This window comes from Nocardioides sp. JS614 (genome assembly GCF_000015265.1).
Taxonomy (GTDB): Bacteria; Actinomycetota; Actinomycetes; order Propionibacteriales; family Nocardioidaceae; genus Nocardioides.
The window spans coordinates 1,060,149-1,086,430 of sequence record NC_008699.1; the positions used below are offsets into that span (position 1 = coordinate 1,060,149).

Here is a 26,282-nt window from a genome sequence, read left to right on the forward strand (position 1 = left end):
GGCACGGCCGGCGGCCGCCTGAGGGGGCGGCGCCGGCGTTGCCCAGAGGAACATGGCGACGTCTACTCCAGCGTCGGCCGGCTACCGCCCCGTGCGGCGAACCTATCGGCGTACGTCGGTCGGCCACCCGGGCAGAAAGGAGCGTCCTGCCGGGACCTTCGGCCCGTCCTGTCTCGCCCGTCGCTCGACCACGACCGCTCGACCACGGCCCAGCGACCCCGGCAGACCGCCGGGCGCCGGCGCCCCGAGGGGACCCCGAGGTCAGCCGGTGCTGAGCCCGAACCGGCGCAGCAGCGAACGCGAGTCCGCGGCGTGCCGCAGCGGCCGGACGCCGGCGACCTCGGCGTAGGACCGCGACAGCGAGTAGTGCGTGAGCCGGGCGCGGACCACGACGTTCCGCAGGTCGGGGTGCGCGACGACGGTGAGCACCCGGTTGCCGTGGGCGCCGTCGTCCTCGTCGGCGGTGACGACGACGGCCAACCGGCCGGCCGCCCAGTCCGGCCCGGCGAGGACGCGGCGGACCCGCTTGCGCAGCCAGGCATCGGCCCGGCTGAGGTCGCAGTCGTGGCCGTCGTTGCACAGGTCGGGGATCACCATGCCGACCGCCGGCAGCTGCCCGGCGTCGACCTCGCGCCCGAAGCGGCGCAGCGGTACGTCGTGGCGCCGGCACAGCCGCCGCTCGTGGGCGAAGTACGCCCACGGGTTGTGCTTGACCGCGTACGTGCCGCTGCTCTCGAGCTGGCACCGCGATCCCATCGCCTCGGCGTACAACCGGGCCGTGCTGCCCGACCGCACGGCGCGCCCGAAGACGCTCGGGCCGGACAGCGGGTGCGCGGCCGGGGCCGCGTCGTCGCGGACGCCGAACGTGTCGCCTCCGGCGATCGCGAGGTAGTTGGGCAGCGAGGGGTGGGTCACGCCGTGGTAGCGGGTCGCGTAGCCGTACCGGCGCGCCAGCCGCGCGGTGTAGGGCATCTGTGCGCGCATCTGCTGCAGCGAGTGGTTCTCGACGACGAACACCAGCAGCTTCGTGACCGGCGTGCCGGCGCGGGCCGCGACCGGCCGCTCCGCCGACGCAGCCGGCCCCCCAGCGGCAGCCAGCGCCCCGACGGGCACCAGCGGGAGGGCCAGCACGGTCGCGAGGCCGAGGACGAGCAGTGGTGGGGCGAGACGACGGACCATGCCCCCGAGGCTACGACGGCGCCTGGCCCAGGCCGCGTCCCACGCCCGCGGCGGCGACCAGGAGCCCGGCCAGCAGGCGGGCGCGGTGCCGCCGGAAGTCCGCGACGACCACCCCCATCGCGGCGACCGTCGCGCCGTCGACCTGCACCGGCACCGCCACCGAGGACGCGCCGAGCGTCATCTCCTCGGTCGTGGTCGCGTAGCCGTCGCGCCGCACCCGCTCGAGCTGGCCGGCCAGCACCCGCCGCGAGGTCACGGTGTCCGGCGTCACCGCGGCCAGCTCGCCCAGCACCCGGTCCCGGACGTCGGCGGGGGCGTGCGCCAGCAGCACCTTCCCCACGCCGGTGGCGTGCAGCGGCAGCCGGGTGCCCATCCGGCTGATCGCGCGCGGCCTGCTCGATCGGCTGTTCACCCGGGCCTACCTGCCCGGTGTCGACGAGGCGGCCGGGCCGCTGCTCTCCGCCGTCGACCCGGGCCGCCGGCACACGCTGGTCGCGGGCCGCGACGAGCAGGGCCTGGTGTTCGACATCCGCCGGCAAGGCCCGGACGAGACGGTGTTCCTCGACCACACGCCACACTGAGGGCATGGCGGACCTGTTCTGGCCCGGCGACGAGCGCGCCGGCCACCACTTCTCCTCGGCGTCGTTCCTCTGGGCGATGGTCTCGATCGAGGGCGAGTGGCTGGGCCGGGACCTCGACGTCCCCGACGACCTCGCGGGCCTGACGCACGACGCCGAGGCCGGGGGCAACCCGGTCATCCCGCTCGTGCGGATGCTCCGCGACCAGCTCGACGAGGACGCCGAGCGGCTGCACCGGGGGTTCACCAGCCAGGACGTGGTCGACTTGGCGCTGATGCGGATGGCGGAAGCCGCCGTCTCCGACCTGCGGCTGGACCTCGAGGGCGTCGTCGAGGATCTCGTCCGCCTGGCCGAGGAGCACCGCGACACCCCCATGGTGGCGCGCACCCTGACCCAGCACGCCGTGCCGCCCACGTTCGGGTTCCGGGTGGCCACCTGGTTGACCGCCGTCCTCGATGCGTACGACGACCTGGCCCGGCTGGGCTTCCCGCGCCAGCTCGGGGCGCGGCGGGCACCCGCGCGGCGCTGGTCGAGCTCGGCATCGACCCGCCCGAGGACGACCCGCCGTGGCACACCACCCGGGCGCCGATCACCCGCGTCGGTGACGCGCTGGCCGGGTGCACGGACGCGTGCGCCCGCGTCGCGAACGACGTGCTGACCATGTCGCGCCCCGAGATCGGCGAGCTCTCCGAGGGCAGCGGCGGTGGGTCCTCGACGATGCCGAACAAGGCCGACCCGGTGCTGTCCGTGCTGGTCCGGCGGGCCGCGCTGACCACCCCCCAGCTCGCCACCACGCTGCACCTGGCCGCGGCCCAGCAGGTCGACGACGGCGCCGACGGCGGCTGGCACGCGGAGTGGGCGACGCTGCGCGACCTGGCCCGCCGTACCCTCGTCGCGGTCTCCCAGACCGCCGACCTGATGGCCGGCCTGCAGGTCCACCCCGACCGGATGGCGGCCACGCTGGCGGCGGCCGGCGACGCGGTGCTCGCCGAGCAGCGCAACATGGCGGAGGTCGCCGGACGCCCACCCGCCCCGTCGTACCTCGGCGACGCGGACCGCCAGGTCGACCGCGCCGTCGCGCGTGGCCGCAAGCTCCTCGAAAGGGACCGATGAACCCCACCGTCACCGCGGTCCGGATGACCCTGACCCAGCACCGTTCGGACCTGCCGCTGCTCGTGCTCGGCCCGTCGCTCGGCACCACGGCCACCACGCTGTGGAGCGCCTGTGCGGGCCACCTCGCCGACGCCTTCGACATCCTCGCCTGGGACCTGCCGGGCCACGGCCACAACCGGGCCGCCGCAGAGGCGTTCACGATGGCCGGGCTCGCCGCAGGCGTGCTGCACGTCGTCGACGAGGTGCTCGCCGAGCGAGGCGAGCCGGGCGGTTCGTTCCACTACGCCGGCGACTCGGTCGGCGGCGCCGTCGGGCTGCAGCTGCTCCTCGACGCCCCGGAGCGGGTCACCGCGGCGGTGCTGCTGTGCACCGGCCCGCAGATCGGCACCGCCGAGTCGTGGACCGAGCGGATCGAGAAGGTGCGGTCCTCGGGCACCTCGAGCCTGGTGTCGGCCTCCGCCGAGCGCTGGTTCGCGCCGGGGTTCCTCGAGCGCGACCCCGAGTGCGGGTCGGCGCTGCTGCACGCACTCCAGGACGCCGACGACAAGGGCTACGCCCAGGTGTGCGGTGCGCTGGCCGACTTCGACGTGCGCGACCGGCTCGGCGAGATCGCGGCTCCGGTGCTCGCCGTGGCGGGTGCGGACGACGTCGTCTGCCCGCCGGAGCTGCTCCAGTCGGTCGCCGAGGGGGTGCAGCGCGGCCGGGCGGTCACGCTGGGAGGGGTCGCCCATCTCGCGCCGGCCGAGGCGCCCGACGAGGTGGCCCGGCTGCTGCGCCGGCACCTGCTCGGCGAGCAGCCCGTCGACGCCCGGCCGGTGCCGAGCGACGAGCGGTACGCCGCCGGGCTCGCCGTACGCCGCGAGGTGCTCGGCGACGAGCACGTCGACCGGGCCACCGCGGCCGTCACCGACCTGACCGGGGACTTCCAGGAGCTGATCACCCGCTACGCCTGGGGCGAGATCTGGACCCGGCCCGGCCTGGACCGGCGCAGCCGCTCGATGATCACCCTCACCGCGCTGGTAGCCCGCGGCCACCACGAGGAGCTCGCGCTGCACCTGCGCGCCGCCCTGCGCAACGGCCTCAGTGTCGCCGAGATCAAGGAGGTCCTGCTCCAGACCGCGGTCTACTGCGGCGTCCCCGACGCCAACACCGCCTTCCGGATCGCCCAGGAGGTGCTGGGGGAGGACGGCGCCGGCTCGCTGTAACGCCCGGTTACCCTGCCCACCGGCCCAGCTGCAGCACGGTGGGAGGAAGGGGTAACAGGGCGTTACAGGTGGACACGCGCCCCCTGCTGAGCGGCCCCGGTGACGATCCGCTCGATGATCACGGCGACGTTGCGCACGGCCGGGGAGGACTCGTCCCGCCGCCCGGCCAGCGCCAGGTCGATCGTGGGCGGGTCGGTGAGCCCGACGTACGACACCCCCTCGAGGCCGAGGCTGCGCACCGGCTCAGGGACCAGCGCGACGCCGAGGCCGGCCGCGACGAAGACCACCATCGTGGCGGTCTCGGCCACCTCCAGGAGCGAGGTGGGCACGAACCCGGCGTCGGCGCAGGCCTGGAGCACCCGCTCGTGGATGGACGACCGGTGCGCCGACGGGTGCACGACGAACGACTCGCCGGCCAGCTCGGCCAGGTCGATGCGGCGCTGTCCGGCGAGCGGGTGGCCGGTCGGTACGACGGCCACCAGCGGCTCGGCCCGCAGCGTGCGGACCACCAGCCCGTCGCCGCCGAGCGGATCGGGCCGCAGCAGGGCCAGGTCGAAGGTGTGGTCGGCGAGCCCGGCCAGCAGCCGGGGGCTGAGCGACTCGCCGCGCAGCTGCAGGTCGACGTCGGGGAGCGCGCGGTGCACCTCGTGGGCGACCCGGGGGAGCACGTCGTACGTCGCGGTGCCGACGAACCCGACCGAGACCCGCCCGGCCCGGCCCGAGGCGAGCAGCGCGAGGTCCTCGCGGGCCCGGTCGACTCCGGCCAGGATCCCGCGGGCATGCTCGGCGAACCGGCGGCCGGCCTCGGTGAGCTCGACGCGCCGCGTGGTGCGGCGGAACAGCTCGACGCCGAGCTCGCGCTCGAGCTGCTTGACCTGCTGGGAGAGCGCCGGCTGGGCGACGTGCACCCGCGCGGCCGCCCGGCCGAAGTGTCGCTCCTCGGCCAGCGCGAGGGCGTAGCGCACGTGCCGCAGCTCCATGGCCACAATCCTATCGGCCGTAGCGATGAATCGAGCACCAATGAGTATTGGACCCGATAGATCACCCGGTCTAGCGTCGGGAGCATGAGCACGCCTGCGTTCGTGTACGCCGCCGTCCGCACCCCGTTCGGCCGGCTCGGCGGGGCCCTGGCCGGGGTCCGCCCCGACGACCTCGCGGCGACCGCGGTGACCGGGGCGCTGGCGCAGGCGCCCGACCTCGACCCGGCCGCGATCGCCGACGTGGTGTGGGGGTGCGCCAACCAGGCGGGCGAGGACAACCGCAACGTCGGCCGGATGGCGGTGCTGCTCGCCGGCCTGCCCGTCTCGGTGCCGGCCGTCACCCTCAACCGGCTGTGCGGGTCGTCGCTGGACGCCGCGATCGCCGGATCACGGTCCATCGAGTCCGGGGACGCCGAGGTCGTCCTGACCGGCGGCGTCGAGTCGATGAGCCGGGCGCCGTGGGTGCTGCCCAAGCCGGAGCGTGCCTACCCCGCGGGCAACGTCACCGCCGTCTCCACCACGCTGGGCTGGCGTCTGGTCAACGAGCGGATGCCCGCGGAGTGGACGGTCTCGCTGGGCGAGGCGAACGAGCTGCTGGCCGAGAGGTTCGAGGTCTCCCGGGAGCGTCAGGACGAGTTCGCCGCCCGGTCGCACCGGCTGGCCGACGCCGCCTGGACGTCCGGCTTCTACGACGACCTCGTGGTGCCGGTCGAGGGCGTCGACCTCGACCGGGACGAGGGCATCCGTCCCGGATCGAGCGCCGAGCGGCTCGCCGGACTCAGGCCGGTGTTCCGCCCAGAGGGCACCATCACTGCCGGCAACGCCTCGCCGCTCAACGACGGGGCCTCCGCCGTGCTGCTCGGCTCCGAGGCGGCCGCCGCCACCATCGGACGCGACCCGGTCGCGCGGATCGCCGGGCGCGGCGCGAGCGCGGTGGAGCCGCAGTGGTTCGGCTACGCGCCCGTCGAGGCCGCCGACCGGGCGCTCGCGCGAGCCGGCATCGGCTGGGCCGACGTGCGCGCGGTCGAGCTCAACGAGGCGTTCGCCGTACAGTCCGTGGCCTGTGTGGATGCCTGGGCGGAGCAGGGCCTCGATCCAGAGGTCGTCAACGCCAAGGGCGGCGCGATCGCCATCGGCCACCCGCTCGGCGCCTCCGGCGGCCGCGTCCTCGGCACCCTCGCCGCCCGGCTGCGCGAGTCCGGCGAGCGCTGGGGCGTGGCCGCGATCTGCATCGGGGTCGGCCAGGCCCTGGCCGTCGTCCTGGAGAACGTGTCCACGCAGACCGGGGCGCGGGCGTGACCGCCACCATCTGCGCCACGGCCGCGGAGGCGGTGGCCGACATCCGGGACGGCGCCGTCGTCCTCGTCGGCGGCTTCGGCATGGCCGGGATGCCGGTCGAGCTGGTCGACGCCGTCATCGAGCAGGGCGCCACCGACCTCACCGTGGTCTCGAACAACGCCGGGAACGGCGACACCGGCCTGGCCGCGCTGCTGGCGAAGGGCCGGGTCCGCAAGGTCGTCTGCTCGTTCCCACGCCAGCACGACTCGTGGGTCTTCGACGAGCTCTACCGCACGGGCCGGATCGAGCTGGAGCTGGTGCCGCAGGGCAACCTCGCCGAGCGGCTGCGCGCCGCCGGTGCGGGCATCGGCGCGTTCTTCACCCCGACCGGCGCAGGCACCCCGCTGGCCGAGGGCAAGGAGACCCGCGAGATCGACGGGCGCCTGCACGTGCTGGAGCTCCCGATCCGCGGCGATGTCGCCCTGGTCGCGGCGCACCGGGCCGACCGGATGGGCAACCTCGTGTACCGCAAGACCGCTCGCAACTTCGGCCCGGTGATGGCGACCGCCGCGAGCAGCACGGTGGTCCAGGTGCGCGAGGTCGTCGAGCCCGGCGCGCTCGACCCTGAGGCGATCGTCACGCCGAGCATCTACGTCGACAAGGTGGTGGCGGTGTGAGCGGCGGGCAGGCACTGACCCGGGACGACATGGCGGCGCTGGTCGCGCGCGACATCCCGCCCGGCTCTTACGTCAATCTCGGCATCGGCCTGCCCACGCTGGTCGCCGACCACCTGGCACCCGATTCGGGCGTGGTCCTCCACACGGAGAACGGGATGCTCAACATGGGCCCGGCGGCGACCGGCGACGAGGTCGACCTCGACCTCACCAACGCCGGCAAGGTCCCGGTCACCGAGCTGGCCGGGGCGTCGTACTTCCACCAGGCCGACTCGTTCGCGATGATGCGCGGCGGGCACCTCGACGTGTGCGTGCTCGGTGCCTTCCAGGTCTCCGCGGCCGGCGACCTCGCCAACTGGCACACCGGCGCTCCGGACGCGATCCCTGCGGTCGGTGGCGCGATGGACCTGGCGACCGGCGCCAGGAGCGTGTTCGTGATGATGACGCTGTTCGCGAAGGACGGCTCGCCGAAGCTGGTTCCGCAGTGCACCTACCCGCTGACCGGCGTCGGCTGCGTCAACCGGGTCTACACCGACGTCGCCACCTTCGAGATCACGCCCGACGGCGTCCGGGTGTGCGAGACGTTCGAGACCTCGTACGACGAGCTGGCCGACCGTCTCGACCTGACGCTGCTCCCGCCGCAGGGCTGACGCTGGTACGGCACCCGGCGGGCTGCCGCCCGGGTGCCAGACTGGCCCCATGCCGGCCCACCACCTGCGCCACCTGACGTCCCCGGTCTTCGACGCCGCCCAGCGGGTCGGCGCCGCCCCGCAGACCCCGCGGCACGTCACGTTGGCCGGCGGCGACCTGCGGCTGGTCGGGTCGGCGCGGGTCTACGTCTGTGGGATCACGCCGTACGACGTCACCCACCTGGGCCACGCCTCGACGTTCGTGTGGGCGGACCTGCTCGCGTCGGTCCTGGACGGCACCGGGGTGGACGTCAGCACCTGTCGCAACGTGACCGACGTCGACGACGTGCTGCTCGAGGCGGCCCGGCTGCGGGGCAGCCACTTCGACGAGCTGGCGGTCACCCAGGAGGCCGACTTCGACCGGTCGATGCGCGAGCTCCGGGTGGCCACGCCGGCGCACCAGCCGCGCGCCCGGCACTACGTCGACGCGGTCGTCCAGCTGGCGCAGGCACTCCTCGACGCGGGCGCGGCGTACGAGCGCGACGGGACCGTGTGGTTCCGCGGCCGCGACGTCGTGGCGCGCACGGGCCTGGAGCGCGACCGGGCGCTCGCGCTCGCCGAGGCGTACGGCGACCAGCCGGGCGAACCGGCCAAGGACGACTCGTTCGACGTGGCCGTGTGGCGGCCCTCCGCGGACCAGCAGCCGGCCTGGGCGAGCCCGTGGGGCTGGGGCCGGCCGGGCTGGCACGCCGAGTGTGCCGCGATGGCGCTGGCCGTGCACGGCCCCAGCGTCGACGTGCTCGTGGGCGGGGACGACCTGGTCTTCCCGCACCACGCCTACCAGGTCGCGATGGCCGAGGCGGTCAGCGGCGTCGCGCCGTTCGCGCGCGCCCAGCTGCACGTGGGCGAGGTCCGCATCGGGGGCCAGAAGATGGCGAAGTCCTCGGGCAACCTGGTGCTGGTCGACGACCTCCTCGAGCACCTCCCGCCCGCGGCACTGCGGCTGCACCTGCTGCACCGCCGCTACGCCGAGCCCTGGGACTTCGAGGCCGCGCAGCTGGCCGAGGCCGAGCAGCTGCTGGAGTCGCTCTACGCCGCGGCCGGCCGGGCCGGCGCCGGCGACCCGACCGCGCCCCTCGAGGCGCTGCGCACCGACCTCGACGTCCCCACCGCCGTCGCCACCGCCCTCGACCAGGGCGGGGAGTCCGCGCGCCGCCTGATCACCCAGCTCCGCCTCGGCTGACGATAGTCCCTGACGTTTGTGTGGTCTGGGAGCGCGCCCACACCGCGCAAACGTCAGGGACTATCGTCAGCGGAGGCCAGTGTGGCAACGGCCAGGGAGACCGAGCCGCGGTCGGCACGATTGACCCGGTCGCCGAGCCGCGTCAGGGTGGTCGGACCCCAGCTCTCGGAGGCTGTCGATGCCGTCATCACCGCCCCTGGTCGCGCTGCGCACCTACGCCGCGATCCGGATCAGCATGGTCACCGTCATCGTCGGCCTCGGCCTCTCGGTCGCGCTGGAGATCCGGCGGGTCGACGGATGCGTCCAGCGCTCGCTGAGCGCGTACTACTACACGCCCGTGCGCCCGGTCTTCGTCGGCACGCTGATCGCTCTCGGGGTGGCGATGATCGCGTTGTGGGGGAAGACCCCAGCCGAGGACGCGTTCCTCAACCTCGCCGGGATCCTCGCCGCGGTCGTCGCGTTCGTGCCGACCCTGGACGCCAACTCCTGCGGGCTCCCGACGGGGATGCGGGCCGCCGCCCTGGCGCCGGGGCCCGGGAAGTCGCTCGACGACGCCCTGATCGACGCGAACGCCCCCGCCGTGCACAACAACTTCGTCGTCCTGGTCGCCGTCATCGTGATCGCCTTGGCCGGTACGGCGGTCGCCGCGATCGCCCGGGTAGGGCGTGGCGGCAGTGTCGCCTCGACCCCCCGCCGGCTCGGGTACGCGGTGACCTGGCTAGGCGCCGGGGCGGCGGTCGTGGTCCTCCTGGTCGTCTACCGCGGCGCGGACGACAACGACAGCTTCTTCAACCACGGGCTGCACTCCTGGTCGGCGGTCGCCCTGTTCGCCTTCGTGGTGCTCGCCGTCGTCGCGGCGGCCGTGAAGAAGCGCGCCGAGAGTGGCGCCCCCACCGGGTGCGAGGTCACGTACTGGCTCCTGGCCGTCGCGATGGTCGGATCCGCCCTGGTCATCGGTCTCACCGGCGGCTCCGCGGACGCCGACGGCTGGTACGGCCGGCACAGCACCTTCTTGGTGGAGGCGGTGCTGATCGTGCTGCTCGCGGGGTTCTGGATCGTGCAGACGATCGACCGGCGCCACGAGGGCGCGCCGACGTACTGAGCCCGCAGGTCACCCGGCCCGGTCCGGCCCCGCCTCCGATTCAGCCGGCTCGGCGGTGGTCGCGTTGCGCGGCGCGCGCGGATCGGGAGGATGCGTCCGCCGGTCCGCTGCGCGGACCTCGACCCGGACGCTCGCTCACGCGCGGGAGTGCGGGCGGAAGTGCGGGCGGAAGTGCGGGCGGTGGTGGTGGTCGCCCGTGAAGATCAGGCCGGCGGAGGCGAACGTCCCGATCACCAGCACGCTCACGACCGCCGTCGCCGCGCCGATGAACCCGAGGATGTAGTTGAGCTCGATCACGATGGCACTCCTTCTGGCAGACGTTGTTGAAACCATACATCCCGTTTCTAATAGCGGGCCGGGGCGTCCGCGCACGGGGCCGCGATCGTCCGGCCCATCGGAAGCCGTACGGGAGGCCGGTCAGGGCCGAGCCGTCCTCCTCAGGTAGGACGCCGCTACCGGGATTGCTGAGTACGTTGACCTCGTGAGCCAGTTCCGGCGGCAGCTCTCGACGTACGGTCTCGACGCCCTCCTCGACGCCCTCCTCGGCGTGGCCGCCGTGTGGAGTGCCGTCGGCACCCTGCGCCGCGACGATCGGTACCTCCCGGCCGGGGCCGCGGCGTGGTGGGAGGCCGCGGCGATCGCCGCGATCATCCTCGTCCTCGTGCTGCGCCGTCGGTTCCCGTTCGGTGCGCCTGCCGGTGTCTGGCTGACGTGTGCGGCGCTCTCCTTCGCCGACGGGCGGATGATCCCCAGCCAGGCCGGCCTCTTCGTCGCCGGGCTCGGCGCCGCGCTGCTTCTCGGCAACCAACGCAACGGAGTGCAGGCGCGGGTCGGCCTGGCCATCGTGGTCGGCAGCGGCGCGATCGTCATGTACAACGACCCCACGCACTCGTCCGGTGCCCTGGTCTCCACTCCGCTGCTGTTCGCGATGGCCTGGCTGGTCGGCTACGCGCTGCGCGAGCGCACCGAGCGGACCGAGGCCGCGGAGGAGCGCGCCGCTCGTGCCGAGCGCGACCGCGAGGTGGCGGCGCGCGTGGCCGTGGCGGAGGAGCGCGGCCGGATCGCGCGGGAGCTCCACGACGTCGTGGCGCACGCGGTCAGCGTGATGGTCCTCCAGGTCGGCGCCGTCCGGCACCGGATGTCCGACTCCGACGCGGAGAACCGCGAGGCGCTCGAGAACGTCGAGCGGGCCGGGCGGGCCGCCCTCGCCGAGATGCGCCGCCTGCTCGGGGCGATGCGGCGCGACGGCGAGCAGCCCGAGCTGGTGCCGCATCCGGGCCTGGCCGACCTGGACAGCCTGCTCGCGGACGTGCGGGCTGCCGGGCTGCCCGTCCGGCTGCAGGTCCACGGCGAGCCGGTCGAGCTGCCGCCGGGGCTCGATCTCTCGGCGTACCGCATCGTGCAGGAGGCCATCACCAACACCCTCAAGCACGCCCGGGCGCACCGCGCGGACGTGGACGTGTACTACGAGCCCCACGACCTTCGGGTGGAGGTCCGCGACGACGGCCGGGGCTCGACGTCCGGTGCTGGGCTGGGGCACGGGCTGGTGGGCCTGCGCGAGCGGGTCAAGATCTACGGCGGGGAGATGACGGCGGGCCGAGGTCCTGCCGGAGGGTTCGCGGTGCGCGCACGGCTTCCGTTGGACGGTGACGGGTCATGACGATCCGGGTGCTGGTCGTCGACGACCAGTCGATGGTGCGGGCCGGGCTGCGGATGCTGCTGGCCGACGAGCCGGACATCGAGGTGGTCGCGGAGGCCGGCAACGGCCGGGAGGCGGTCGCCCAGGCTGCGCGCTTCCACCCGGACGTCGTGCTGATGGACATCCGGATGCCCGAGCTCGACGGCCTCGAGGCGACCCGCCGGATCCTGGCGGCCGGCGACACCGCGCGCGTGCTCGTCCTCACGACGTTCAACCTCGACGAGTACGTCTACGAGGCGCTGGGCGCCGGCGCCAGCGGGTTCGTGCTCAAGGACGACCCGCCCGAACAGCTGATCGCCGCCGTCCGGACCATCGCCGACGGCGACGCGCTGCTCTCGCCCACCGTCACCCGCCGGGTGATCCGCGAGTTCACCCGGCTGCGCCGGCAGCCGCCGCCCGCGGCGGTGGCGACGCTGACCGGCCGCGAGCTGGAGGTGTTCCGGCTGATCACCCAGGGCCTGTCCAACGCCGAGATCGGGCGGGAGCTGTTCATCAGCGACACCACCGTGAAGACCCACGTGACCCGGCTGTTCCAGAAGCTCGATCTGCGCGACCGGGCCCAGGCGATCGTGCTCGCCTACCAGACCGGCATCTTCGCGCCCACGGACCGCTGAGGCCGCTCCCGGGGTCCGACCAAGGTCGGACCCCGGGTCATGGGGTGGTCGTGGCACGAACGCGACCTGACGACGACGCGCCCGGCCGGTCGCACTCCTAGCGTCGAGGCATCACCTCAACCAGGAGCTCTCGCCCATGATCACCATCGAATCCCTGTCGAAGAAGTACGGCGGCCGCGCCGTCGTCGACGACATCACCTTCACGGCCCGACCGGGCCGCGTCACCGGGTTCCTCGGCCCGAACGGCGCCGGCAAGTCGACCTCGATGCGCATGATGGTCGGCCTCACCCGGCCGACGTCCGGAGCCGCCGCCATCTCGGGTCGCCGGTTCACGGACCTGCCCAACCCCGGCCGCGAGGTCGGCGTGATGCTCGACGCCTCGGCGCAGCACGCCGGTCGCACCGGCCGGGAGATCCTCACCCTGGCCCAGCAGCTGATGGGCCTGCCGGACGACCGCGTCCGGCAGATGCTCGACCTCGTCAGCCTCACCGAGGCGGAGTCGGAGCGGCGTGTCGGCAGCTATTCGCTCGGCATGCGCCAGCGTCTCGGCATCGCCGTCGCCCTGATCGGCGGGCCGTCCGTCCTGATCCTCGACGAGCCGGCGAACGGTCTCGACCCGGCCGGGATCCGCTGGATGCGCGACCTGCTCCGGTGGTACGCCGACGGGGGCGGAACGGTCCTCCTCTCGTCGCACCTGCTGCACGAGGTCGAGGTCATCGCCGACGACATCGTGATGATCGGGCGCGGTCGCATCGTGGCCCAGGGCGCCAAGACGGAGCTGCTCGAAGGCGCCGGGACGATCGTCCGCTCGCGGGACATGGCCGCGCTCGAGCGCCTGCTGCGCGAGTCGGGCCTCGTCACGACACCCGGGCGGGACGGTGCGCTCCGCGCCGACGCCGACCTCGCCGTCGTCGGGCTGCTCGCCCGCGACGCCGGCCTCGCCCTCACCGAGCTGCGCACCGCCGACGGCGGCCTCGAGGAGCTCTTCCTCCAGCTCACCGCCGACACCCAACGAGAAGGGAACGCAGCATGACCACCACCGCCCTCGACGCCGCTCTGGAGCAGCACACTCCCGTCCATCGGGTGCCGCTGTCCCGCGTGACCCGCGTCGAGCTCCGCAAGATGTTCGACACCCGCTCGGGCTACTGGCTGATGGCGAGCATCGTCATCGCGGCTCTCGGCTCGACGGTGGCGATCATCCTGTTCGCCCCCGACGAGGACCTGACCTACTACACGTTCGCGCAGGCCATCGGCTTCCCGATGACGGTGATCCTGCCGATCATCGCGGTCTTGTCGATCACCGGTGAGTGGAGCCAGCGCACCGGCCTGACCACGTTCACACTGGTGCCGCACCGCCACCGGATCGTCCTGGCCAAGGTCGCCGCGTCGGTCGCCGTCGGCATCTCGTCGATGCTGTTCGCCCTGGCCGTCGGGATCGCCGGCAACATCGTCGGGACCACCGTCGCCGGCACCGACCAGGTCTGGGACGTGTCCCTCGCCCACGGCGTGGAGATCATGGTCGGCAGCCTGCTGTGCCTGCTGACCGGGACCATGCTCGGCATCCTCTTCCGGAGCTCGCCGGTCGCCCTGGTGATGTACTTCGTCTCCTCGCTCCTCGTCCCCACCGTGTCCGGCATGCTGGCCACCACGCAGGGTTGGTACCAGGACCTGCAGCCCTGGGTGGACCTCAACCTGGCGCAGGGCACCCTCTTCGACGGGACCATCGCCGGCGACCAGTGGGCCCACCTCGCGGCCGCTGCGGCCGTCTGGTTGATCCTGCCGGGGCTCCTCGGGCTGCGCCTCGTGATGCGAGCCGAGGTCAAGTAGCGGTCGAGCGCCCGGGGAGGACTGCGGATCTGTCCGTGTCCTCCCCGGGTCTTGGCGTCCGGCCGAGGCACGTCCTCGCCTGGGCGCCTCTCCTCACCGTGCCTCGGCCGCACGGCTAGCGTGGCCAGGTGCCCAACCGACTGGCGTCCGCGACGTCGCCGTACCTGCTCCAGCACGCCGACAACCCCGTCGACTGGTGGGAGTGGGGGCCCGAGGCGTTCGCGGAGGCCCGGCGACGGAACGTGCCGGTGCTGCTCAGCGTCGGGTACGCCGCGTGCCACTGGTGCCAGGTGAGTGAGCTAGCGCTCATGAAGCGCTGACCGACCCAAACCTGCAGGTCAGCAACGCGGCGCCTTCGTTCCTTGGCGCACCGTGGTGCGCGAAGATTCGGCACGGCTTGCGCGTTGCAGTCCGCGGGCGAAGGGGCGGATGCTGAGGGGTTCGTCGTGGTCGACCCCGGATACTCTGTGGTGCTTGCGAGCCTGTAGGTCAGCATGGTGGTGGAGGGCTTCCACGGGAACCGTGGATTGGTGCCAGCGAGCCCGAGCGTCAGACTTTCGAATCTCCCTGCCCTCCTCACGACGGACGCCTGGATCCGATCGCGAGGAGGAGATGGCCATGGAAGTGATCCACGTCCGGTGTGCGGGCATGGACGTGTCGAAGAAGGACGCCAAGGTCTGCGTCCGACATGCGGGAGCAGGTCGGCGCAAGACCGTGGAAACGGTCACGACCTGGACCTCAATGACCGGCCAGATCCTGGCGCTGCGCGAGCATCTGATCGCCGAGCAGGTCACGTGTGTGGTGATGGAGGCAACCGGTGACTACTGGAAGCCGTTCTACTACCTGCTCGAAGACCTGCCCGGTGTCGAGGTGATGCTGGTCAACGCCCGCCATGTCAAGACCCTGCCGGGACGCAAGAGCGACGTCGCCGACGCGACCTGGCTGGCCCAGCTCGGTGCGCACGGCCTGGTCCGGGCCTCGTTCGTGCCACCCGAACCGATCCGGCAACTGCGGGACCTGACCCGGGCACGGACCGCGATCACCCGCGAACGTGGCCGGGAGGTCCAACGGCTGGAGAAGCTGCTGGAGGACGCCGGGATCAAGCTGTCCGCGGTCGCCTCCGACATCATGGGCGTCTCAGGACGGGCCATGCTCGAAGCGCTGATCGCCGGCGACCGCGATCCCGCCGGGCTTGCCGACCTGGCCAGGCGTCGACTGCGGTCCAAGATCCCTGAACTGACCGAAGCGCTCGCTGGCCGGTTCACCGAACACCACGCGTTCCTCGCCCGGGTCCACCTGGATCTCATCGACCGACACACCGCCGCCGTCGAGCAGTTGACTGAGCGGATCGAGGTGGTGATCGAGCCGTTTCAGGGCTTCCACGACCTGATCTGCACGATCCCGGGAATCTCCACGATCACCGCCGACATCATCACCGCCGAGACCGGCGCGGACATGACCCGGTTCCCCACTGCCAAGCACCTCGCCTCTTGGGCCGGGACCACACCCGGCAGCAACGAGTCCGCCGGGAAGGTGAAGTCCTCACGGACCAGGCCCGGGAACCCCTACCTGCAGGGCGCACTCGGGGCGGCCGCGATGGCGTGCTCACAGAACCGGACCACCTACCTCGGCGCGCGCTACCGGCGGATCGCCAGCCGGCGCGGCCCGCTGAAGGCCAACGTCGCGATCCAGCACTCCATGCTCATCGCGATCTGGCACATGGGCACCACCGGCACCCTCTACGACGACCCTGGAGGCGAGTTCTTCAACCGCCTCCACCCCGACCGCACCAAGATGCGAGCCATCAGCCAGCTCGAAGCCATGGGCTACCGCGTCACCCTCGACCACGCGAGCTGAAGACCTCTGACGCGAAGGCCCACCCGCTGGGGTGAATCTTCGCGTCAGCGGCACTGTTTCAGGTCTTTCGGGTTCGGCGTTGGCCGCGCTTGGCCGCGGATTACACAGTTCTTTGTATCAATTTCTTGTATCACGCCTTGTCGCCTTGAACGCTGCCTTGGACCACTAATTTGCCGGTGACGACGGCGCTCAGGAGGTTCAAATCCTCCCCTTGCATGCCCTTCGCGCGGACCCAACCAGAATCGGGAGCAGCAGTCGACCCGCTTTCGGAGACACTTGTCGCCGGCAGTCACCTAGTCGCGGATCTGCGGCCGATTCGTTGACATGGAGTTCAGAAGCGCTGCGCCTGAAGGCGTGTACGCCTGTTGTGCGGGATTCGGAGCCCAGCGGCGAGCACACTCGTCAATCAACTGGGTGGCGATGCCTTGGCGTTGACGATCAGGGCGGACGTACACGTTGACACTCCCGGCAACCTCGTCGTCGTTATCCATCGGGTAGTGGTTCAGGATCCCGATGAGTTCGCCCGTGGCGTCGTAGTAGAGGAGACAGTCGACCCAGACGGTTGGCGATAGGTCACCCTTGAAGTACTGGATGCCTGAGAGCCCAGGCTGGGGATACTGACGCACCTGCGACTCCCACGAATACGCGAGGAAGGGAATGGTTGGTTGGTACTGTTCCTCTTGGTTGACTGAACGTGTCGCTAGGGGCTGGCCCGTTGACAGGTCGAGGATCTCGATCCACTGACTACTTTCGATTGGGCGTTCGCTGACCCACCAAGTCCCGCTGCCGCCGGCACGAGCCAGTTCGTTCATCCAGTCGCTAGCGATGCCACGGGCCTTGGCCCACGCGCGCCATTTCTGGACTGAACGTCTGTCCACATCGACAGTGAACCGCACGCGCTTCTTGTCGTTCCTGGAACCGGAGAGTCCATGTCCAGCGGCCGGAGTCGGGGACGAGGTAAGCCATACGACATCCGGTCCCGCGTGCTCGCGCGATCGCGAGATGTTCGACTCAACCAACTTTAGGTATCCAGCCTCCACGATGAGTGGAAGGTGGTCGGGGGATGTGTAGTGATAGAGCTTCATAGACCAATTCCAAGCCGCATCGGGCGGAAAGCCACGAGAGGACCCCTGCGTGCCAACGAAGCACACCGGGTCCGAGTGGACCCGCATACGTGCGTCTTTGGGTGGAGCGAATACCGCCGCATCAAGTTTGGCCTAGAGCCATTGCACAGCAGCATTCTCGACCTCGATGTCCGGCGTCAAAGTTGGCCTGGATTCTGCCATGGCTAGAGGTCTCACCGACCGTCGCGGACAAACATGAGGTGACGTTCAGGCGTGGGATCTAGTCCGATCCCACGAATGAGAGCCTCGCGGCCGGCGGCCCGGAGCTTAGCCAGGGTCCGAAGACCGGCGTGCGGCTCGGCGTCCATAAAGTTGAGATGCAGCTGCGCGTGCGTCGTCGCAGCCCTGGAAAGAGCAGCGGAGCACCGCCCCAGGCCGGTGACCTGGTGAACGTGGAGCCCACGACGCCGAGCTTCGATCGCGAGGTCCTCGAACATGCCGTCGCCGCTCGCGATGACCACGCGGTCGAACCGGTCGGCCGCGTGCGTCAGATTTAGGCCATCTAGGAGTGCGAGTTCCGCGCCGTCCTCGCCATCCCGGACGAGTAGCTGGGCGCCTAAACCGGCGAGGGCCGGGAGGACGTTTCTGAAGAAGAAGGAGCTTCCCGCCAGAACGAACTGGTCACTCGTTGTGGAGACGATGCCTCCTCGGTAGACGCGCCACATCTCGATGAAGGCCTCGGGGGCTGCGTTCGGGCCGCCGAGCAGGTTTTCGGCGTCGATGAGGTGGATGGCGCGGCCGCTGAACGTGGACTGATAGCGGGGGATCTGGGTTGGGAACTTGCGGTTACGGGACATCTCGGCTCCTTCGGTTGAGGTGGACGTTGACGGAACCGATCCCGATAGACCAACGAGTCACCCGTTCGGATTCCCGAGTCGGGTTCCAGAGAAGGATCGGGAACGGTTAGAAGAGCGTCAGCCCGACAAGACGACGCAAAGGAAGAAGCAAATGGTCAGCCCAATCCTCTGTAGCTTCCGTGGCTACACCTGCCGTGGTTGCGGCACCGTCATCGCCTACCCCGAGCGTTTCAAGAAGTGCCCGGTCTGCGGCATCAAAGGTGGCTGGTAGGCACCATGCTCGTGAGGGCGGCTCGATAACGAGTCGTCCTCACCAGCGTCGACTGGATTCGGGGACGCGGGCCGACCGGAGGACTGGCCGAGGCACCCCGCGCAGCGCTCTGCGGCATCGGCCACGATCCACCCGCTGGTGGGAGACGGAGCTAATGCAGTCGACGGGTATCCCACCGCCCCTGACGTTGTGACACATCAAGGAGCCCTCAGCCGTGTCAGCCTGGGTGTTGCCCCTGGGTGGGACGAGTGCGTCCAGGCCGGCTGCAGGGGGTGCCGCGGCCCGAATCCGCGACACCCACCTGTCAGTCAGGCCTTTCCTTTCGGCTTCCCGCTCTGTCCTCGGCTGCCGCCGTTGTGGACGTTCGAGTTGCCCTTGAACTTCGCCGACCCGCGCTCCTGCTGCTTGCGCAGCCGCTCTGCGCTTTGCAGCTTGGCTTGCTGACTCTTGTTGCCCGCCATAACCATCACCCCCTCTCGGTAATGGAACCGATCCCGAACTGCGGTGGCGCGGTTGGGATCGCGGAGTTCGCTGACGACGCATCAGCTCGGCGCCGCAGTTGATCGCCGGTCGCCCGCCGCAGGGTCAGGGCGGTCCGCGTTCTGCCTGGCGATCCACTCGTCGAGGAACCTGCCGTCACCCCGCGCCGATGAGCGTTGCGTTGGCCCGTCGGCCCGAATGCGCGGGACCTCGTCGTCCGAAGACGTGTGCTCCGACTGGGCACCCAGTCGTGCGACGACGTCTGTGTCGGTGAGCGGAGGGGGACCTTCCGACGCGGCTCTGTTCGCACGCTCGGAACTCAAGAGTATTGAGGCTGCGACGCTTGAGCCGACTTTGCCGCGATTCTGGAGCTCGCGAAGGCGCTCGAAGTGATCGACATGCAGAGTGAACGGGTCGGTCACCACACCATCGCGGGAGAAGCTCGCGGCAGCAGTCAGGTTCGGAAGTCGCACGAGCTCCTGTACCGGCCACCCTTCCAGTCGCATGCTTGCTCGGCTAGCGGAGAGTAAGCCTGAGCGCAGACTGATGAACGTGCCCGTGTTGGACTCGAGCGCATCGGCGAGCTCGGCGGAGAGCTGTCCGATGTGCTGAGTGGCGATGACAACACCGACACCGAACTTGCGAGCCTGAGCGAGAAGTTGTGGCAAGGCGCCGTACTGGAACAGGTGTGCCTCATCTACGAGGAGGACGTGCGGCGACTCGCGGTTCGTCCGTTCGTGCAGGGCCGCCCAGTATCTGAGTAGCCACATCGCACCGACCATTCGCGCGCCGGATGTGCCGAGTCGGTGCATGCCCAGGTCGACAGCGAGCGAGCGGCCGGATTCCATGAGTTTGAGGACGTCCAAGCCGGCACCCGGAGTACCCAGCACAGCGCGGGTCGCAGTCGAGGAGAGGATGGGCTGGAACTTCGATGCCGCCCAGCTCGTCGTATCCCCAGCGGAGTCTTTGGACTGTCTGCCGTACTCCGAGAGCAGTCGCCTACCGATCTCGGAGCCACGTTCGATCAGCCGCTGGCTGAGCAGCCGAACACGCTCGGAGTCGCTCGCGACGGCCGCCACCGTGACCAACGTGGCCTCAGGACCGAAGTACTCCGCGACACCGTTCGCGATGAGTGCGAACCAACGTCGCCAGCGCGGACCTACGATTCCCGTGCCCTCGGGGTCCATCGCGTGCTGAACCATCTCGGCGAAGAGGTCGACCATCACGTCGTTGTCGACTGTGGTGCCGAAAATGTTCACGAGTACGTCGAGGCCCGCGATCCCGTGACGAACGACCTGGGTGGTGCCCGAGAGTCGTACAGGTGTGCGGCTGATGAGCGCCTCGACCGTGCTGCCCTCGGGATCGAGAATCGTGTAGCTGCCGCCCGCCTCCTGGATCGCGAGAGCGAGTGTCACGAGCAAGGTCGACTTACCAGAGCCGGAGCTACCCTGGATGAAGGCATGCTGAACGAGGTCGTTCAGGTCGAGCGAGCCGTCGATCCACAAGCCGCTGGCTGCCATTGCCTTGCCCACTCGAACGGCACGGTCGGGTTTGGGAGGCAGCGGGTCGAGTGGGCGCGATGGGACTGCGGTCGCCGTCGTAGCGAGGCCCGGGAACGGCTCATAATGGCTGACAGGCAAGCGCACCATCGCTGTCGCAGCACCGATCGGAACGGCGAAGCCAGCGAGGCTCTCGCCAGCCCACGCCTCGCTGCGTAGGTCGTCATCGACCTCAACCGCGGTGATACTCGTGGCCCAGCTCCGTAGGGTTGCACGCATCCGCGCCGGGAGCGGTTCCCTTGCGCCGATTAACGTCCGGACACGGAGCGCTTGTCCGAGGTAGTCCTGACGTGGGCCGCGAGCGTCAGGCCACGAGTTCTCCAGTGCATCGTCGAGCATTGTGTGCTCAATCGCCGACGCACCTTGCAACCGGTAACGGACAACGAGGCCGGGCACGCCGAGTTGGACCAGGTCCGCGAGCGGCGCGTAGTACGCCTGCGGCCACGGGCTGACCACACGGATACGGCGTTGGCGAGCGAGCTCCGCTGTGACGGTGTCCTGAGGAGTGGCGTCGGGGGCGTTGGAGTCGTACCAGCGGTCGGCACCTGGAAGATCGCGGCTCAGCCGCAGTTCGAGGAGGTGGGCCGGGGCTGCGACAACGCCGATGTTCCGTACCCTCCCGAGGTCGGCAATGCTCGCGAGTGCCCAGCGCACGTCGGCCTGCCAATGCTCGGGGATGTCACCTTGGGGGCTGATCTCAGCATGCGTCGGGCCGCTTGGCTTCGGGCGGCGGATAGTCACGTCGAGACCCGCAGTCGGGCCCCACTCCGACACGAGATCGATGAGCTTGCCCACCGCTGTCGCGTGGCGGCGCGAGGCGTCAGCGCCACGCACCAGAGTGCTCACTCGAAGGCTGGGCGCGCGGGTTCCGACGCTCATACGGCGACCACCGCCGGACTGACTGAGGAAGTGAACCAGATCAGCAGGCGTTCCCAATCGGCGGACTTCTCAAGACTCGCGCGGCCAGAGATCACGGCGTTCCTGTCGAGTTCGGTTGGCCCGCGGACGCCGTGCACGCACCTCTAACCGTGCCCTCGAGCCCTGCGGGTCGCCCAATCTCGTCCGCGAACCACGCGAGAAGGCCATCCCACTCGTCGCGCACCACCTGCTCGTATTGCGGAATGTGCTGGGCGAGGAACTCTTGGCACGTCTCGTCGTCGGCCTCGGCGTCGATGAGTGACTCGAACGCCGTGAGTTCGGGATCGGAGAGAAGGCCCGCGAGATGGTTCCCGACCCTGAGTTGCAAGCGCTCGAGCATCCCTGCGGCGAGCCTGCGGATGACATGTGGGTCGCTGTCGTCGCCGAGGATGTCCACAAGGTCCGCCTGGGGAGTGATCACGTTGGCACCGGGGCACGGCGCGCCGCGGGCAAAGGCAGGCCGTCGCGAAGGCCATATGCAACGAGGGCAGCCATCAGTGGGTGAGGGCGCTGAGAAGGCTGGACGAGATCCTTCTCGACGCCGGCCATGGCCTGTCGCGCCGGGTGTGCCGAGAGCTGCAACGCCCGCTCCCACGCCTCATCCGAGTTGACGAGGAGTGCGCCTCCCTCGCCGGCGTCAAGCGACTTCCCGGGACCGAAGGAGAGCACCGCGAAGTCACCGATCGCCCCCACCGGCGATCCGCGAAGCAAAGTGCCCAATGCAGTGGCGCAATCTTCGATCACCGGGATGCCAGGCGCGGCGAGGCGAATCTCATGAACTTGCGCCGGGTTGTCAGTGTGGTGGCGCGCGACGATGGCCTTGGTCGAATTGTTGGACCAGAAGGCACAGCCTTCAGGGATGATCGTGCGCGTCTCGGGGTCGATGGGGACGGAGATTGGCATAGCCCCGAGGAGGCGTACGACTGCCTCGGTCGCGGGCCAGTCACCCTGCGGGATCATCACTTCGTCGCCACGGCCCACCCCAATGACGCGCAACGCCGTGATGAGTGCGTACGTCGCCGACGGCGCCAGCAGGGTGTTGCGGCCCGCGTGGAGCTCGGAGATCCGTTGCTCCGCTGCGGCGATCGCGCCGAGTCCGGTGATGCTACTGGTGACGCCGTATGACGCCTCCTGGGCCTCCCACCATTCAAGTGCGGCTCGGACCCCGGTCAGCCAGATCGCGTCCGGGTGTGACTCGCCAGGAGTCCACCAGTGGGTCTCAGCCACGGTAGGCCCCCATCCGGTCGAGTTCGTCGATCCGCGCGACGATCCGCTCGCTGTCGAGGCGGCCGGAGTCCTTGAAGTAGTGATGGAGGTACATCGGCGGCTCGTACGACTCGCCCAACTCGGCCGAGGCGACCCACGGGAGCGCCCACTCCTTCTTGGCGGCAACGATCGATGTGAGAGTCGAATACTCGACGTCATGGGTCCAGTCGTCGCGGAACCGCTGTTGGAGAACGTGCGTGATGTCTTGGCCCTCGACCTTCTCACTTCCACGCGAGATGGCCGCGAAGTGCGCGTCGGCCACCACCTCGGTGGCGGTGCGATTGCTGATGACGCGTCCGTTCGCCATGTAGTCGTGGATGGCGCTCTGGATACCGTCGCCGAGGGGGACCTGCGTCTGGCGTGCGTTGATACGTACTACGTCGACGAGCTCGGACGTAGAGGCGGGGAGGACGGGGATGACCTCGAAACGGTCAAGCGCCGCCGAGTCGATGAAGCGTGGCGCGGGCACGTTCGTCGACGCGATCACGGTGAAGCCCGAGTCGTCGCTGGGGCTGGACAACGCGTCGAAGAACTTCGCGCGCTGTCCCTGGTAGGCCTCGTTGCTGGAGGACCCGGACGAATTGCGGGTCCCGCCGCCGGCCTGGTCGAACTCTCCCCACTCGACGCCGGAGGGCGACATCGCCGCAAGGGTCGCCAGCGCGGTGTCGGTGAACTCCTCGGTCTGGCCCATGAGCTCGCCTTGAATCTTCCCGAAACGTACGAGCGGAATCCCCATGAATCGGGCGATGGCCCGGGCGCTGTAGGTCTTGCCTGTTCCGGGAGGGCCTGCCAGCAGCACACGCGCGGTCGTCTTGCCGCGCGCTTGAAGGCGCGTGAGGTAGAACCGCACCGCGTGCAGACCGGCGACGTCGGTAGCGAAGTCGACCGGGTCATCGAGCAGCACGAGAGTGCCTTTGGACTGTTGCGCGAGCGCGGCGCCCTTCATTCGCGACAGGGTCAGCGGCTCCAATGGGCGCTCGGCTGAGGACAGCGCGGCGGCCTCGTTGATGCCGCGCAGCAGGAGGCCGCCAGCCAACCGGCTCGCCCGATCAACGGTCAGCGCCGGTGCGAGGTGCAGCCGATTGGTCGCGGTCGAGCTCGTCTTCTTGGCGATGAACACCTCGGCTTCGCGCTGGTCGGGTGCGTCGACGCGCACCGTGCGATAGCCAGCTTGGTGTGTGAGGTGCGGGGTGATGCCGCTACCGCGGTCTACCAGGACGAGCTGGTGGCCGTGCGTCCGCCAGTCGTGGTCGGATGCCAGCGATTGCAACTGCTCGAGGAGGGACGCGCGCAGGAGCTCGTGCCCGTCGAAGTCACTCGACAACACAAGGTCCATGTAGTCGATGACGAGGAGTGCGGGGTCTGCCTCGTCTGCGAGGTCGGTGAGGAGCCCGCGCACTGCATCGGCGGGATGTGACTGTGGGTCGACCGTTTTCACGGTCACCGAGCGTCCCTCTGGAAGCGTCGCCCGGCTTTCGGGCTCGCTCGCGAGCTGCCAGATGACGAGACCCTTCTGTCGGTCGGCGGCGTAGCTGGTGAGCAAGTCCGGTAGCCATAGTGCTCGATCCTGCGGGTCGATGAGGAGGTCGTGGACCCCCGAGCCGGTGATGACGACCTGGCATCCTGCTGCAGCGGCGTCGTCGAGCTCGCGAATGAGGCGCAGCGTGCGACGGTCTGCGGGCTGCTCGTACTCCGCAGTGGTCACTTGACCACCTGCTTCCCTGGCGCGGTCTGACGATCGCTCTCGTCGGTGATCCTGCGGATCGGTCGCCCTTCCCGTGCGCGGTGATCGAGCACCGCGCCGACGGTGGGGCTGTCCGGCGAGCTCGCGTCGGCCGGCTTGATAAGGCGCGCGCCATCGCGCTTGCCGTTGTGCTGGTCAACGCTCGTCGTCTCGAGCGCCCAGCCTCTCAGCCGGAGGCCGGCGACGACCTTCCTGTCGAGCTCGACGCAGGCGTCGCCCGAGCCGACCTCCCAGTCGCGCTCCATCTCCCCAGTTGCCCTGTCGACGCGGATGTCGAGGATGCCGTTACCGTCCGTGCTGGTCGCGCGGATCGTCGCTACGTCAGGCTCCAGGGTCCATGCGACGTGGGAAAAGCCGAGATCGGCGCTCTTCGTCACCGCGAGCGCGTCGTCGAAGAGACGTTTGGTGACTGCGCCTCGCACACGCGCCGCCGCCTTGTCGATAGTCAAATTGACGTCGGTGGTTGCATCGGGGACGAGCTGGCTCGTCGCGGCTTGGAGTGCATCGCCGTGCGTGGCGAGGAGCGCGTCGAGCTGGGTCACGTTGTTGTTCGCGCGCAGCTCTCCGGCGTGAAGCACGAGGTCCGACTGCTCAGTCGTCAGGCCGAGGCTCGTCGCGAGCTCGGCGCTGATCTGCGCCGTGACCAGCGTGCGCTGGGAGACGTACTTGCTCATGGTTTGTTCCTTAGCTGGTTTCGGTTCTCAGAGGGACTGATCGAGGTCATCGAGGTTGACCGAACGGGCGGCGTGGCGGTCGGGCATCCGAACCTCTTCGTCGACCACAGCCGGGAGGTAGCCAGTTCCCGGCGTGTTGTCGGCGGCGTACATGGCCTGCTGCTCGGCCGGGGGCGTCGGAGCAGGGGGCGTGCGATCGTCCACGACCTCGCCTGGCACGACCCGGGGTGTTGTGTCGTGGTCGTCCATCGCGTTGTCGGCCACGTTGGCGACCTCTTCTCCGGTCAGCAGCTCGCGGAAGAGGGTCAGGTCGCGCTGCCGCACGAGCGTGTCGGCGACCATCTGCTGAATCTCGGGTAGCCCGTGCCCACCTGCCGTCATTTCCCGTGTCATTGCGTCGGCGACGATCGTGACGTCAGTCCGGATGGCGTTCTCAACCTCGGCCGCGTTATCCTCCGCGTCCTGGATGCCGTGCTGTGCGAGGTCGACGTCGTACCGCAGCTGCTCGCGGCGTCGGATGAGTGGTGCAAGCATGAGCGCTTCGGCTGCGATGGCATCGCCGAGAGCTAGGACCAGGACGGCCCATTGCGCGGCGTGCTGGTAGTTCCTCTCGCGTGCCTGAAGTGTCGCGATCTGCCCAGTCTTCGGGTCATTCAGGGCGTCGATCTGAGCCTGCAGATCAGCGCTGTTCGGCTTCCGCTGGAGGTCGGCCACAGCTATCTGTGCGTCGCGAATCTGCGGGTCGTACACCTTGGCAGGGCCGGCGGGCGCCCAGTTCATCATCATCGCCGCGCTCCCGATGAAGAGCAGGGCACCGCCGGTCGCCGCGAGGCCGCGTGCGGAGGAGCTAAACGCCTTAGCCTGCTGATCGAACAGCGCGAGTCCCCAGCAGACGACGATAGACGCTAGGGCCATGAGGAGGACAAAGGCGGGTGCCAGGACGTACCCGAGCGGACCTTCGAATGCGGCTGTCGTTCCCCAGCCGTCGAGCAGGATCGCGAACCCGAACACGGGCAGGGCGAGGCGTTGGCCCCAGAGGACGACCTTCTTGCCGGTTTCGCTCGTGACCCAGCGGTTGGCCTCGTCGAAGTCGGCGAGTGCCTTAGACGCGGCCTGGTGCCTCCCTGTCGCGCGGTGGATTGCTACCGAGGCGGCCGCTTGGTCGCCGCGGCGGCGGATGATCCGCGGCAGAGCGGCGAGCATCATCCGGTAGAGGTAGCGGTGCGGGTCAGAGCGGATCTCGTCCAGCTCGAGTTGACGCTCGGCCGCAGCCGCACGGCGCGCGCGGCGGTCGACCTTCGCACTCTGGCGCTGGAGGCGGCGAGCCTCCTTGGCCTGCTGGCGTGCAGCGAGTTCTGCGTCTCGACGGCGCTTCTCGACTGCTTTCAGGAGTTCCGGTACGACAAGGCCGGTGCCCAGCACGGTAAGGCATGCGGCGAGGATGAGCAGGATCGGCATTGGGGTTCCCTTG

Annotated in this window: 28 protein-coding genes; 15 read left to right on the top strand and 13 right to left on the bottom strand. The window is 70.1% G+C overall.

The annotated features are described in order from the left end of the window. Positions 1-261 precede the first annotated feature (261 nt). Together NOCA_RS06540 and NOCA_RS06545 are read right to left on the bottom strand one after the other, a co-directional pair. Positions 262-1,179, bottom strand: coding sequence for an alkaline phosphatase family protein (locus NOCA_RS06540; protein WP_011754477.1), 918 nt, complete (start codon positions 1,177-1,179; stop codon positions 262-264). 10 nt (positions 1,180-1,189) lie between these two features. Continuing rightward, a complete protein-coding gene (locus NOCA_RS06545; RefSeq protein WP_083768080.1) occupies positions 1,190-1,552 on the bottom strand; it encodes an IclR family transcriptional regulator domain-containing protein in 363 nt (120 codons plus the stop codon). On the opposite strand from NOCA_RS06545, the gene NOCA_RS06550 reads away from it, so the two are divergent. Genes NOCA_RS06550 through pcaDC form a run of 4 tightly spaced genes read left to right on the top strand, consistent with a single transcriptional unit; the run spans position 1,545 to position 4,075 of the window. Then, positions 1,545-1,760 carry a hypothetical protein gene (locus tag NOCA_RS06550; protein ID WP_193371865.1) on the top strand — a complete coding sequence of 72 codons (216 nt, stop codon included), beginning with the start codon at positions 1,545-1,547 and terminating at the stop codon, positions 1,758-1,760. The genes NOCA_RS06545 and NOCA_RS06550 overlap by 8 nt on opposite strands. A gap of 4 nt (positions 1,761-1,764) precedes the next feature. After that, the gene (locus tag NOCA_RS27910; RefSeq protein WP_197687679.1) at positions 1,765-2,415 is read left to right on the top strand and encodes a lyase family protein; all 651 of its coding nucleotides are present in this window, start codon (positions 1,765-1,767) and stop codon (positions 2,413-2,415) included. Positions 2,416-2,417: 2 nt separating this feature from the next. After that, positions 2,418-2,870, top strand: a complete 453-nt coding sequence (locus tag NOCA_RS27915; protein WP_197687678.1) for a hypothetical protein — start codon at positions 2,418-2,420, stop codon at positions 2,868-2,870. Next, a complete protein-coding gene (gene pcaDC, locus NOCA_RS06560; protein WP_011754479.1) occupies positions 2,867-4,075 on the top strand; it encodes a bifunctional 3-oxoadipate enol-lactonase/4-carboxymuconolactone decarboxylase PcaDC in 1,209 nt (402 codons plus the stop codon). Before NOCA_RS27915 ends, pcaDC begins: the two co-directional genes overlap by 4 nt. Positions 4,076-4,137: 62 nt before the next feature. On the opposite strand, the gene NOCA_RS06565 is transcribed toward pcaDC, so the two are convergent. Further along, complete coding sequence (locus NOCA_RS06565; RefSeq protein WP_011754480.1) at positions 4,138-5,055, bottom strand: LysR family transcriptional regulator; 918 nt, start codon at positions 5,053-5,055, stop codon at positions 4,138-4,140. 84 nt (positions 5,056-5,139) lie between these two features. Between NOCA_RS06565 and NOCA_RS06570 the strand changes: the two genes are divergently transcribed. The 5 genes from NOCA_RS06570 (at position 5,140) to NOCA_RS06590 (ending at position 9,981) form a co-directional block, all read left to right on the top strand. Beyond that, positions 5,140-6,354 carry a thiolase family protein gene (locus NOCA_RS06570; protein WP_011754481.1) on the top strand — a complete coding sequence of 405 codons (1,215 nt, stop codon included), beginning with the start codon at positions 5,140-5,142 and terminating at the stop codon, positions 6,352-6,354. Further along, a complete protein-coding gene (locus NOCA_RS06575) occupies positions 6,351-7,010 on the top strand; it encodes a 3-oxoacid CoA-transferase subunit A (RefSeq protein WP_011754482.1) in 660 nt (219 codons plus the stop codon). The genes NOCA_RS06570 and NOCA_RS06575 overlap by 4 nt, the downstream gene beginning before the upstream one ends. Next, positions 7,007-7,657: a 3-oxoacid CoA-transferase subunit B gene (locus tag NOCA_RS06580; protein ID WP_011754483.1), complete on the top strand. Its 651-nt coding sequence runs from the start codon at positions 7,007-7,009 to the stop codon at positions 7,655-7,657. Before NOCA_RS06575 ends, NOCA_RS06580 begins: the two co-directional genes overlap by 4 nt. Positions 7,658-7,706: 49 nt before the next feature. Next, a complete protein-coding gene (locus NOCA_RS06585) occupies positions 7,707-8,879 on the top strand; it encodes a cysteine--tRNA ligase (protein ID WP_011754484.1) in 1,173 nt (390 codons plus the stop codon). A gap of 178 nt (positions 8,880-9,057) precedes the next feature. Further along, a complete protein-coding gene (locus tag NOCA_RS06590; RefSeq protein WP_011754485.1) occupies positions 9,058-9,981 on the top strand; it encodes a hypothetical protein in 924 nt (307 codons plus the stop codon). Between the two features lie 135 nt (positions 9,982-10,116). On the opposite strand, the gene NOCA_RS27435 is transcribed toward NOCA_RS06590, so the two are convergent. Then, entirely contained in the window at positions 10,117-10,278 is a 162-nt protein-coding gene (locus tag NOCA_RS27435; RefSeq protein ID WP_011754486.1) for a hypothetical protein, read from the bottom strand. A gap of 184 nt (positions 10,279-10,462) precedes the next feature. On the opposite strand from NOCA_RS27435, the gene NOCA_RS28180 reads away from it, so the two are divergent. From NOCA_RS28180 to NOCA_RS06620, 6 genes are all read left to right on the top strand, one after another. After that, positions 10,463-11,641, top strand: coding sequence for a sensor histidine kinase (locus tag NOCA_RS28180; protein WP_011754487.1), 1,179 nt, complete (start codon positions 10,463-10,465; stop codon positions 11,639-11,641). Next, positions 11,638-12,294 (top strand): response regulator, encoded by a 657-nt coding sequence (locus NOCA_RS06600; RefSeq protein ID WP_011754488.1) that lies wholly within the window; start codon positions 11,638-11,640, stop codon positions 12,292-12,294. The genes NOCA_RS28180 and NOCA_RS06600 overlap by 4 nt, the downstream gene beginning before the upstream one ends. A gap of 136 nt (positions 12,295-12,430) precedes the next feature. Beyond that, positions 12,431-13,327 (top strand): ABC transporter ATP-binding protein, encoded by an 897-nt coding sequence (locus NOCA_RS06605; protein ID WP_011754489.1) that lies wholly within the window; start codon positions 12,431-12,433, stop codon positions 13,325-13,327. After that, positions 13,324-14,121, top strand: coding sequence for an ABC transporter permease subunit (locus tag NOCA_RS06610; RefSeq protein WP_011754490.1), 798 nt, complete (start codon positions 13,324-13,326; stop codon positions 14,119-14,121). Before NOCA_RS06605 ends, NOCA_RS06610 begins: the two co-directional genes overlap by 4 nt. 128 nt (positions 14,122-14,249) lie before the next feature. After that, on the top strand, positions 14,250-14,441 hold the full coding sequence (locus NOCA_RS06615) for a DUF255 domain-containing protein (protein ID WP_011754491.1): 192 nt from the start codon (positions 14,250-14,252) through the stop codon (positions 14,439-14,441). Positions 14,442-14,739: 298 nt separating this feature from the next. Further along, positions 14,740-15,978 (top strand): IS110 family transposase, encoded by a 1,239-nt coding sequence (locus tag NOCA_RS06620; protein WP_011754492.1) that lies wholly within the window; start codon positions 14,740-14,742, stop codon positions 15,976-15,978. A 293-nt stretch (positions 15,979-16,271) separates the two neighbouring features. Here the strand turns inward: NOCA_RS06620 and NOCA_RS06625 are convergent, their stop codons facing one another. From NOCA_RS06625 to NOCA_RS06660, 9 genes are all read right to left on the bottom strand, one after another. Continuing rightward, entirely contained in the window at positions 16,272-17,063 is a 792-nt protein-coding gene (locus tag NOCA_RS06625; RefSeq protein ID WP_158305633.1) for a GNAT family N-acetyltransferase, read from the bottom strand. Between the two features lie 212 nt (positions 17,064-17,275). Continuing rightward, positions 17,276-17,899, bottom strand: coding sequence for an NYN domain-containing protein (locus NOCA_RS06630; RefSeq protein WP_011754494.1), 624 nt, complete (start codon positions 17,897-17,899; stop codon positions 17,276-17,278). Between the two features lie 579 nt (positions 17,900-18,478). Further along, positions 18,479-18,631: a hypothetical protein gene (locus tag NOCA_RS27440; protein ID WP_158305634.1), complete on the bottom strand. Its 153-nt coding sequence runs from the start codon at positions 18,629-18,631 to the stop codon at positions 18,479-18,481. Positions 18,632-18,712: 81 nt separating this feature from the next. Continuing rightward, positions 18,713-21,004, bottom strand: coding sequence for a type IV secretion system DNA-binding domain-containing protein (locus NOCA_RS06635; protein WP_158305635.1), 2,292 nt, complete (start codon positions 21,002-21,004; stop codon positions 18,713-18,715). A 175-nt stretch (positions 21,005-21,179) separates the two neighbouring features. After that, complete coding sequence (locus NOCA_RS06640) at positions 21,180-21,548, bottom strand: DUF5663 domain-containing protein (protein WP_041546313.1); 369 nt, start codon at positions 21,546-21,548, stop codon at positions 21,180-21,182. Beyond that, a complete protein-coding gene (locus tag NOCA_RS25520; protein WP_011754496.1) occupies positions 21,545-22,354 on the bottom strand; it encodes a DegT/DnrJ/EryC1/StrS family aminotransferase in 810 nt (269 codons plus the stop codon). The genes NOCA_RS06640 and NOCA_RS25520 overlap by 4 nt, the downstream gene beginning before the upstream one ends. Then, complete coding sequence (locus NOCA_RS06650; RefSeq protein ID WP_011754497.1) at positions 22,347-24,098, bottom strand: AAA family ATPase; 1,752 nt, start codon at positions 24,096-24,098, stop codon at positions 22,347-22,349. Before NOCA_RS06650 ends, NOCA_RS25520 begins: the two co-directional genes overlap by 8 nt. After that, complete coding sequence (locus NOCA_RS06655) at positions 24,095-24,811, bottom strand: hypothetical protein (protein WP_011754498.1); 717 nt, start codon at positions 24,809-24,811, stop codon at positions 24,095-24,097. Before NOCA_RS06655 ends, NOCA_RS06650 begins: the two co-directional genes overlap by 4 nt. A 27-nt stretch (positions 24,812-24,838) precedes the next feature. After that, positions 24,839-26,269: a hypothetical protein gene (locus NOCA_RS06660; protein WP_011754499.1), complete on the bottom strand. Its 1,431-nt coding sequence runs from the start codon at positions 26,267-26,269 to the stop codon at positions 24,839-24,841. Between the last annotated feature and the right edge of the window lie 13 nt (positions 26,270-26,282).